Source organism: Ruminococcus sp. CAG:379 (assembly GCF_000434255.1).
Taxonomy (GTDB): domain Bacteria; phylum Bacillota; class Clostridia; order Oscillospirales; family Ruminococcaceae; genus Ruminococcus_F; species Ruminococcus_F champanellensis.
Genome location: NZ_FR894881.1, coordinates 17,495 through 20,169, shown reverse-complemented (window position 1 = coordinate 20,169; position 2,675 = coordinate 17,495). Strand labels below are relative to the sequence as shown.

2 protein-coding genes are annotated in these 2,675 nt (G+C 58.7%); one reads left to right on the top strand and one right to left on the bottom strand.

Going from position 1 to position 2,675, the window contains the following annotated elements:
* Nucleotides 1–1,370: sensor histidine kinase (locus QVO51_RS04815; RefSeq protein WP_288167873.1), on the top strand; the 1,370-nt coding region annotated here is incomplete at its 5' end.
* 420 nt (nucleotides 1,371–1,790) lie between these two features.
* Here the strand turns inward: QVO51_RS04815 and QVO51_RS04810 are convergent.
* Nucleotides 1,791–2,675 (bottom strand): chloride channel protein (locus tag QVO51_RS04810; protein WP_288167872.1); only part of this gene is annotated, 885 nt, incomplete at its 5' end.

Here is a 2,675-nt window from a genome sequence, read left to right as displayed (position 1 = left end):
GGCAGGAGGTGCAGCAGGCACTGGAAAACGGCTCCGGAGAAAGCAGCCGGTATTCCGCCACCCTGTCGGAGCGGACGTATAACTATGCCCTGCGGCTGGAGGATGGAAGGGTGCTGCGGATCTCTGCCGGGGACTTTACCATGATCAGCGTGCTGCGCACATTGGCAAAGCCTCTGATTTTAATTGTGGTCACGGTGGTGCTGCTGTCCCTGTTCCTTGCTTCCAAGCTGACCCGGAGCATCGTGCGGCCCATCAACCAGCTGGATCCGGAGCATCCGGACAAAGCCAAGATCTACACGGAGCTGACCCCTTTGTTGGATCGGCTGTCCTCCCAGAGCGGGCAGATCGATGAGCAGATCCGGGAGCTGCGCCGGAAGCAGCAGGAATTTGCCGCCATCACCGAGAACATGCAGGAGGGCTTTCTGATTCTGGATCGGGACACCAACGTGCTGTCCTACAACACCAGTGCCCTGCGGCTGCTGGGGGCGGACGATGCCGTGCTGGGGCAAAGCGTGCTGAAGCTGAACGCCAGCCGCAGCTTCCGGCATGCGGTGGAACGCTCCATTGCCGGGGAGCATTACGAGCGCACCATGAACCATGACGACTGCCACTACCATCTGATCGCCAACCCGGTGCACCAGGAGGAGGAGATCATCGGTGCGGTGCTGATTATCCTGGACGTGACGGAAAAGGATCAGCGGGAGAACCTGCGCCGGGAATTTACGGCGAACGTATCCCACGAGCTGAAAACGCCCCTGACCTCCATTTCCGGCTTTGCGGAGATCATTCTGAGCGGTCTTGCCAAGCCGGAGGATATCACCCACTTTGCCTCCAATATTTACGCTGAGGCACAGCGGCTCATTACCCTGGTGGGGGATATCATCAAGCTGTCCCAGATGGATGAAAACTCCATTCCCGTGGGGAAGGAGCCGGTGGATCTCCGGGAAATCGCTGATTCCGTCCGTGAGCGGCTTGCCCATGAGGCGGCGAAAAAGCATATTACCCTGGCGGTACACGGCAGCCACGAAACGGTCAGCGGCGTACCCCAGATCCTGGATGAAATGGTGCTGAACCTGTGCGACAACGCCATCAAGTATAACGTAGAGGGAGGCAGGGTGGATATCACCGTCAGCCGGGATCCCCGGGGAGCGGTGTTCCTGTCCGTGGCGGATACGGGCATCGGCATCCCCCAGAGCGACCGGGAACGGGTGTTCGAGCGGTTCTACCGGGTGGACAAGAGCCATTCCAAGGAGATCGGCGGCACGGGGCTGGGGCTGTCCATCGTCAAGCACGGGGCAGCATACCACGGCGCCACCCTTGCGCTGGAAAGCGAGCTGGATAAGGGCACGACCATTACCATGACCTTCTGACAGAACGGGAAAATGCAGGTTTTCCGCCGCAATTCATAAAATTGTCACCTGTTTTTCACAATGGGCTTTTATACTATAGTTGTTCCCGGAAGAGATACGAACAACAGCGGTACCCCCAAGCCGCAGTGTTTGCTTCGGGCGGAGCGGTTTACCCCGACTGCTTCGCTGCCGGGAGACCCCCAAATGCATTCTGTACGGTTTCCCATCCGCACAGAATCTAAAATCTTCTCCTATATGTTACATGAAAACGCTCCGCTGCGGTTATTATCACAGCGGAGCGTTTTCGGTTGTGAGGAGTTTTTCAGGGGACGCATTGGGGACAAAATAGAATCATGGAAGAGGTTTTTCTACATCTTTAGTATACCACAAGTATGTGTCAATTTCCACACAGTTTTGTGAACTTTTTGTGCAAAGTGCGCATTATCCCACCTTTTTATCAATGAACTGGGGCTTGAATTTGGAGTAGAGGATCTTTTGTTCGCTGTACAGCCCTGCATACCCGGAGGAAATGTACGCCACAGCCACCGCCGCACCGTAGAAGGGAGCGCCCTCCCCGCCGAACAGCTCCACGCTGAGGAACAGGGTGGTCAGAGGGCAGTTGGTCACACCGCAGAACAGGGAGATCATGCCAATGGCGGCGGCAAAGGAGGGATCCAGCCCCAGCAGCCCAGACAGGGCACTGCCGCAGGTGGAGCCCACGAAGAATACGGGGACGATCTCGCCCCCCTTGAAGCCTGCCCCCAGGGTCAGTGCGGTCAGCAGCAGCTTCAACAGGAATACATACCATGCCTGCTGTTGGGTAAAGGCGGCAAGGATGGTTTCCGTGCCTGCGCCGTTGTACATCCGAGTGCCCAGCAGCAGACTGCACAGCACCACCAGTCCGCCGCCTGCTGCTGCCCGCAGGTAGGGATTCTTCAGAAACCGCTGGTAACCCTTTGCCGCCCAGTGGATCCCGGCGCAGAACACAAAGCTCAGCAGACCGCACACCAGCGCCACTGCTGCCGCCTTGCCGAAGGAGAGCCAGCTAAACCCGGGCACCAGCACCTGGGGAGACATGGGACCCATGCCGAAGAACCGGGATACGGCACTGCCGGTGACGGCGGCGGTCATACAGGGCAGCAGGGCGGAGTAGTGCAGCACCCCGATGCTGATGACCTCCATGGCGAAAAAGGCGGCGGATACGGGAGTGCCGAACAGAGCGGCGAAGCAGGCGCTCATGCCGGACATCACCAGAATCCGGCTGTCCGCCTCGTCCAGCTTCAGCACCTTGGAGAAGGTGGCGCCCATGCTGCCGCCGATCTGGAG